Below are 7,136 nucleotides of genomic sequence, written 5' to 3' on the forward strand. Positions count from 1 at the left end.
ATCCTGTAGCGGTCCCCGATGCACACTTCAGCGTCGGCCAATCCCTCGACGGTGAAATTCTCTGCGAACTGCCCATAAACGAAGTCGTTTCGCCCCAAGTGATCCTGCCAGTACCGGTATGAATCCATCTGATAGACAAATACGGCGCGCCGTTCGCCGCCATGGCCGGCAAGGTCTGCCTGACCATCGCCGTCTATGTTGAGCCGCCGCACCATGCGCTTGCCTTTGACCGGTGTCTTCCAAACGGCCGTATTGACCGTCTTGCCTTGCCACATGATGTCGCGGGGCAGGCCAACATTGACCGAAAGCAAACGCATCATGATGCTTCTCCTTGCAATGATCAGCGCAATTTAAGGGCCGAATGACCGATGTAGAACGAGCGGCATCTTTAAGCGAAGGGTAAAAGAACGGCATCGCCTAGAGATTCAGCTTCAAAAGATCGAAATCGCGGCACTACATCCTCCAACCGATCCTGGGACTCTGCTGAATTTAGGATACGATTGAAGGCGTTGTCTTTCCAGCTGTTCTATGGCGTTGTCGATACCTTCGCGTCAGTGATGGATTTCAACGCTGCAGGAGCAAGCGGACTTCGCGAAGCACAGCGCGGTGGATGTAACACATATACTTGCGATTGCTGATTTGAGCACTACGCAGGCAGCCAGACTCTACTGCGTCGTCGAGCAAGGTGCCCAGACCTTTGATTGCATCATTGAAGAAATGGAACAGCATGACATTGACGACGACCTTGTCGAGGCGGCCGAGGAGACAGCTGACATATGTAAGCCGGCACAAGCTGCTCATTGTCGGATCGGCTGAATGCGCTGGCGTCTTGGCGTGGGTTCGCGATGCACAGCCTGAGGTGGGAGGCTACGGCCTCCGACGATTCTGTTTCAATCTGGCGACGCACCGGAACTGGATCAAGATGACGTGGGAAGCAAACATCCAAAACCTCGTCGAAATTGGCGCGGTCAAAATCACCCGGCGCGATGAAGCCGTCATTCACCAGCGCCTGGCAGACGCCGAGGCATATTTAACGGACACACGAAATGTTACGACTACAAAATCACGCTTCTTGGCAGTTGAAGGTGTGCGCCAGGTAAGCCTTGCGGTCGCCAACCATGCCGGGATCAACGTAATTCCCAACGCCCAGCACAAGGTTGACGTGTCGCAGCTGGCTGCAATGAATACCCAGCTTGAAACCGTCGTTCCGGGTGCAGCAAAAGAGCTGTTTCATCGCCAACGTAACCATAGCTGTTGAGCGCGCGAGCAGCCGTTGCACGCGAGACGTTTGMGTAAGCCGCCACATCCTTCAATGTCGCCGGTTTTTGAGCCATTTCACCCTTCTCGAAAGCAAGTACGTTCCGCCACTTTCGCTTCTTGTATCCCTGGCTTGCCGGTTAGCATAGGCCGGGCACCATAAGAACTCGACTTCGAAAGTGAAACGATGTTCCCGCTTACAAAAACGTTGGAAATCTCACTTTTTGAAATGCCTCCTTACCGCGATGACGTATAACGCGAGCGCTTCTTTGCATTACTATGCGTTACGGGTGGATGTACGGTCAGAACCGCGTTGGTCTGAAAGGCTCCAGAAGGGGGTTTGCCTGCCCCGTTGCAATTTCACCAGCCATAAGTTCTCCGGCAATTAACCCCAGGGTTGCACCACTATGGCTGAAGGCGACGTAACAGCCCGCCACCTCCTTCAGAGGACCGAATACGGGCTCGCCGTCCCCTGGAATGGGCTTGGGGCCAATACCGTAGTTCGCTACCGCAAGTTTTGGATTGCCCTCCAGAACGTTCGAAGCCTCATCGAGAAGTCCCAGCATCGTTGATTGGTCCACGTGATAGGTGCCATCCGGGCGCGTCACGACCTCTTCCTCGGACCAGGCGGAATCAAGGGCGAAGCCGCCCGACGGCATCGGCCGGATGGCGACGCGCGGCGTGTTCAAAACTGCGCGTAGAGGATGATCAATCGGCTCCGTACGCACCAGGAGCGCAATCGGCGTCGCATTGGGAATTGTCTTGCCGATCTCCATGGCCATGGATGGAACCGCAGCCCCGGTTGCAAGCAACACTGCGTCCGCGCCAATCTCTCTGCCATCTTCCAGTATGGCCGCTCCGGCCCGTCCACCAAGGGTCAACAGCTTGGCGCGGCCTCCATCTGTTATCACCTCGCCGCCAAGTGTCTGAAATTCGCTAATCAGAAAGGCAATAAGTGAGGGAAGATCTACCCATCCTTCACCAGGGTTGAAAATGGCGCCTTGGGCAGGGACAGACCGCGTGTCCACGCCGGGCGTAACCGACGCTATCTCATCGGCAGACAGCAGGTGGGCGTTGTAGCCTATCGATCGCTCATAGACTAAAACGTCGGCAATTTCGTTCCTGGAGTCGTCGGCATCCCACGTCAATCCACCATCGAAACGCAGCCAGCCGGCTCCCGGATACGTCGCTGCCAGGGTGCGATAACGATCGATCCCGGCGAGGCGCAGATAGTGGTAAGCGGCAGAACGCTGACGCGCGGAGTTGAGCCAGGCGAGCGAGCGTCCCGATGCGCCCCGCGCAAGCGGCCCATCATTGACGAGAATGGTCCGAACACCCTGCCGCGCAAGATGCAAAGCAGCAGATGCACCGAAGATACCGCCGCCGACCACGACGACTTTCGAGACTACGGGAGCGGATAAATTCATGTCGTTACTTTCATATTGATGAGCTGGTTTATGCCTATTCCCGCAGTGCTGGTTGTTACAGCACTTCAGCCAGGAACCGCTTCAGGCGGGGACTTTTTGAATTGTCGAAGATTTCAGATGGTGAGCCAGTTTCGACCACGCGGCCTTCATCCATGAAGATGACCTGGTCGGCGACCTTCCGGGCAAAACCCATCTCATGGGTGACGACCACCATCGTCATGCCGCGCCGGCCAAGATCAGCCATGAGATCCAGTACGCCCTTCACTAATTCCGGATCGAGTGCACTCGTCACCTCRTCGAAGAGGATAACCTCCGGCTCCATCGCCAGGGCGCGTGCAATCGCCACACGTTGTTGCTGGCCACCGGAGAGTCGTCCGGGCCGATGATCCTTGCGTGAGGCCAGACCGACATCGGCAAGGCTGGCTTCGGCGATCCGCTTTGCCTCGCGTTTGGGCAGGCGCTTGATCTTGACGAGGGCGAGCATGACGTTTTCCAACGCCGTATGGTCCGGAAACAGGTTGAAATGCTGGAAGACCATGCCAACCCGCCGACGAAGCGTTTCAGGTTTCATCGTCAGGATTGTCGTTCCATCGAGGAGAATATCTCCGGCCTTCGGTTCGACGAGGCGGTTTAGGCAGCGGAGCAGCGTCGACTTGCCAGAGCCCGAGGGGCCGATAACGCAGGTTACCGAACCGGCCTTCACCGCGAGGCTCACCTGTTTGAGAACGTTAAGGTCGCCATAAGCCATGTCGAGTTCGCTGATAGCGAGGCTGCCGCCTGTGAACCGCGGTTTTGCCGGATCAATCCTGGCCCTGTCAGGCTCGGCGCCGACGGGTGCCTGGCGGTTGACGGCGTCGTCCAGTTCACCGACTTCGACAAGACCGCTGGTGAGCGTGCCGGACGTGTGTTTCCCCGTCCTTAGACTGTTGTCAATAAAGTTGACAAGGTGGGTCAGCGGCACAGTGATGATCAGATAGAACACCCCGGCAAGCAACAGCGGCGACAGGTTGCCGGTAACAACCGCCTGGTCCTGGCCGACACGGAAAATCTCACGCTCCGCCGCCAGCAGTCCAAGGAAGTAGACAAGGCTGGAGTCTTTCACATTGCCGATGAACTGATTGACAAGTGCTGGCAATACGCGCCGGACACCTTGCGGGACGACGATGAGGCGCATGCCTTGCCCATAGCTCATGCTCAAGGCGCGGCATGCTTCCATCTGGCCGCGCTCGACGCTTTGAATTCCCGCGCGGAATATCTCGCCGATATAGGCACCAGCGATCAGGCTCAGCGCCAGAATGCCGAGCGGATAGGGAGATGGGCCGAAGAACTCTCTTCCAATGCGAGCAAAACCTTGGCCAATGAGCAGGATCGTCACAATGGCCGGCAGGCCGCGGAAGATATCCGTGTAGATACGGGCCGGCATCCTCAGCCAGAGCGATTGCGAGATACCCATGACTGCAAGAATCATCCCGATGATTACGCCGAGTACCGTCGATGCTGCGGCGAGGATCAACGTGTTCTTTAACCCGACGGTAATCATTGTCGGCAGGACCGCAGCCATTGCGTCCCAATCGAGGAAACTGCGACGCAGGTTTTCCATCCAGTCCATGCTGTTCCCCTTGACGTTAGGTTGGGCTGTAAGCGTGCGGGGTTACAGCCCGCCAGGTGCTATTGCTTCTTCGGAAGGTACTGATCCGGCATGGGTGAACCCGGGAACCATTTTTCGTAGAGCGTCTTCCAGGTGCCGTCCTCCATGGCAGCATGCAGCGCCGTGTTGAGCGCCTCGCGGAAGGCATCGTTGCTTTTGCGCACGACAAATCCTGCCGGTGCATCAAATGAGGGAATATTCGCGGCGATCTTCAGCTCGGGATAGCGTTCACTGTATTGCTTGGCGGCCTCGTAGTCGAGGAAGTGGGCATCAACCGTTCCGTTGTTCAGGGCTGAGATAGCAGAATTATTATCCGGGAATTTGACCAGATCGGTGCCCGCGAAGTTTTTTCCGGCATAGATTTCCTGGAGTGTCCCCTGCACGACGCCAAGTCGCTTGCCTTTCAAGCCCTCGGCAGACGTTATCGCCTTATCCGAGGTCAGGACAGAAAGGTAGCCGGCAAGATAGCCGTCGGAAAAATCTACTGTCTTCTTACGTGCTTCCGTGGTTCCGATCGCGGCCACGGCCACGTCGAACCGCTGGTTGGCGACCGATGGCATCAGGGCTGAAAACTCCTGGCCGGTAAAGATCACCTGGTCCTTCTGAAAGCCGAGACGGCTCGCAACGTTAAGAAAGAACTCGATATCGAAACCGGTAAATTCGCCCTCCGCCGTGGTGAACGTATATGGTTTGGCATCGCCCATGGTGCCGACACTGATCACCTTCGGATCGATGAGACCATAGGGATTGTCACCGGCGGCCAGCGTCTGTGCGACGGAGAAAAAGCCGGCCAGCATCAAACTTAATGCAACTGCGGCCCGTCTGGCCCCCAGTGCGAGCATCTTGGTTCCGTTAATGCTTATCATCTGTTGTTCTCCTCTGACGTTGTACTTTGTCTGAGCCTGCCGAGATCCGCAGCTGTAGAGGTCAGGAAACTCGGAATGGTCGACATCATCAAACATATTTTTCTTTATTGAGACCGGTCTCTTATTGCGTGAGACCGGTCTCAATGCTAATTGATATATTCACATTGACCCGCCGTCAACAACTCTAGTAGTCGTCAGCACATGAAAAGTTCGAACCCCAGAATCCACTCGGTCACAGTCGCCGATGTCGCGCGAGAGGCAGGTGTCTCGAAGGCCACGGCGGCGCGCGTATTGGGAAATTATGGGGTCGTCAGCGAGAAGATAAGAACTGATGTCTTGGCGGCTGCCACGCAGCTGGATTATCGACCGAACGAACTGGCAAGGAGCATGACAACCGGACGATCCGGAATTATTGGCGTCGTGGTCGGTGACATCGAGAATTCTTTCTTCGGCTATGCTGTGCGTGGGATCAGCGACACGGCCCGTTCTGCCGGCTTCAATGTAATCCTGGCAAATTCCAGCGAGCAGATCGAGATGGAGAAGGCGGCGGTCCGGGTGTTGATCGGCAAGCGCGTCGACGGCCTGATAGTAACTCCGTCGGAGTCCCGCGACATTTCACACCTGCGCGAGATACATCGTTCGGGCAGACCCCTGGCGCTCCTCGACCGTGCGCTTCCCAATTTCGACGTCGACACTGTAACCGTGGACGATCGCAAGGCAGCCCAGCGCGCCGCAGAAATCTTGACCGCATGCGGCCATCGAAGGATCGCCTATATCACCGCTGTCGATTTCGCAGGGCATGAATATAAAGATTTGGGGCAGATCTATACCTCTTCCGTGCGCGAACGCATCGAGGGCTTCATGACGGCATGCGACATCGCYGGCCTGCTGCCAACGGACCGGCTGATTATGCTGGGTGCGACCACGCCGCAGGCGACGGCCGACATCACCGACAAGCTGTTGTCGCGCTCGAACCCGCCGACGGCGATCATTGCGTCGGACAGCGTGATCGCTCTTGAGATTTTCAAGGTCGTGCGGCAGCGCAGCCTGCGCATTCCTGAAGATCTGTCGCTCATAACATTTCATGACGCGGATTGGACAACTGTTACCAGCCCCCCAATTACTGTTATAGACCAGCCCGCCTATGTTCTTGGCCAGACAGTGGCAGAGCTTCTTATACGAAGGCTGAAGGGGGAAGCCAGACCTCCGGAACGGATCATAGTTCCGACCTCGATCATCGAGCGGGGTTCCGTTGCGCCGCCGGTGGACCAAGGTTGATCTGGCGCTGGGTAATGAGAGATGCGGAGCCCGCGTATTCGTGGCAGTTATCGAATCGCACATTGACGCCCACGAACTTTCAGACGTTGTCCATCAGGAATTTGCCGACTGCGGACCGTCCGAGGCACTTCGAGGGCGTGGTCTGTTGCCAAGTCGGCGTAAAAAACCGCCATCAGCCTGTCGGATCAACAGATTGCTATTCGTAGTACCCCCTCTTGATCGCCGACGTCGTGAGGCCATTGGGGAAGCGGCGTAGAACCATCGAAATCAAAGGATGGTAGGTGAGGTTGAGCGCCCAGTTTTGTAGCGGCAGCTATCGCGGAGATCCGCTTGGAAGCTGCCTGTCCGCAGACGGCCCCATCTTGGTCATTTATAGCGTTAGTTCAGTTGCCGCAATGACAGGTAGATGATGCATATCCATGGCTCATCGGAAATCTCACTTCAAATGTCCGCCTTGAAATGAGCGGAACCATCGCCCCCAATAATCCCAATCGAGCTGCTTGGTCAAGCAACACGTTAGCTGGTCGCTGTGTCGGGATGGATCAGGCTAGTGGCGTACCATTCCCGCATCGACATTCAGCGTCTGGCCCGTGATCCAGCGCGCATCTTCGGAAGCAAGAAACGAAACCACATCGGCGATATGTTCAGGCTGCCCTTTGC

The 7,136-nt window shown here is 56.6% G+C and carries 8 protein-coding genes and 1 pseudogene; 2 read left to right on the forward strand and 7 right to left on the reverse strand.

What is annotated here, in order from left to right:
• Both ACXJ5O_RS14910 and ACXJ5O_RS14915 read right to left on the reverse strand, forming a co-directional pair.
• Positions 1 to 320: MOSC domain-containing protein (locus ACXJ5O_RS14910; protein ID WP_457300563.1), on the reverse strand; the 320-nt coding region annotated here is incomplete at its 3' end.
• Positions 321 to 564: 244 nt separating this feature from the next.
• Entirely contained in the window at positions 565 to 801 is a 237-nt protein-coding gene (locus ACXJ5O_RS14915; protein ID WP_457300564.1) for a hypothetical protein, read from the reverse strand.
• A 121-nt stretch (positions 802 to 922) separates the two neighbouring features.
• Here ACXJ5O_RS14915 and ACXJ5O_RS14920 point away from each other — a divergent pair, with 121 nt between their 5' ends.
• Positions 923 to 1,258 (forward strand): hypothetical protein, encoded by a 336-nt coding sequence (locus ACXJ5O_RS14920; RefSeq protein ID WP_457300570.1) that lies wholly within the window; start codon positions 923 to 925, stop codon positions 1,256 to 1,258.
• A 10-nt stretch (positions 1,259 to 1,268) separates the two neighbouring features.
• Here the strand turns inward: ACXJ5O_RS14920 and ACXJ5O_RS14925 are convergent.
• From ACXJ5O_RS14925 to ACXJ5O_RS14940, 4 genes and pseudogenes are all read right to left on the reverse strand, one after another.
• Positions 1,269 to 1,334: pseudogene (locus ACXJ5O_RS14925) on the reverse strand (hypothetical protein); the annotation flags it as partial.
• A 225-nt stretch (positions 1,335 to 1,559) separates the two neighbouring features.
• Positions 1,560 to 2,684, reverse strand: a complete 1,125-nt coding sequence (locus ACXJ5O_RS14930) for an NAD(P)/FAD-dependent oxidoreductase (RefSeq protein ID WP_457300565.1) — start codon at positions 2,682 to 2,684, stop codon at positions 1,560 to 1,562.
• Positions 2,685 to 2,739: 55 nt separating this feature from the next.
• Positions 2,740 to 4,293 (reverse strand): amino acid ABC transporter permease/ATP-binding protein, encoded by a 1,554-nt coding sequence (locus tag ACXJ5O_RS14935; protein ID WP_457300566.1) that lies wholly within the window; start codon positions 4,291 to 4,293, stop codon positions 2,740 to 2,742.
• A gap of 59 nt (positions 4,294 to 4,352) precedes the next feature.
• Positions 4,353 to 5,129: an ABC transporter substrate-binding protein gene (locus ACXJ5O_RS14940; protein ID WP_457300568.1), complete on the reverse strand. Its 777-nt coding sequence runs from the start codon at positions 5,127 to 5,129 to the stop codon at positions 4,353 to 4,355.
• 270 nt (positions 5,130 to 5,399) lie between these two features.
• On the opposite strand from ACXJ5O_RS14940, the gene ACXJ5O_RS14945 reads away from it, so the two are divergent.
• On the forward strand, positions 5,400 to 6,476 hold the full coding sequence (locus ACXJ5O_RS14945; RefSeq protein ID WP_457300567.1) for a LacI family DNA-binding transcriptional regulator: 1,077 nt from the start codon (positions 5,400 to 5,402) through the stop codon (positions 6,474 to 6,476).
• A gap of 547 nt (positions 6,477 to 7,023) precedes the next feature.
• Here the strand turns inward: ACXJ5O_RS14945 and ACXJ5O_RS14950 are convergent.
• The coding region (locus ACXJ5O_RS14950) for an SDR family oxidoreductase (RefSeq protein WP_457300569.1) at positions 7,024 to 7,136 on the reverse strand (113 nt) is incomplete at its 5' end.

Source organism: Phyllobacterium sp. P5_D12, assembly GCF_054049495.1.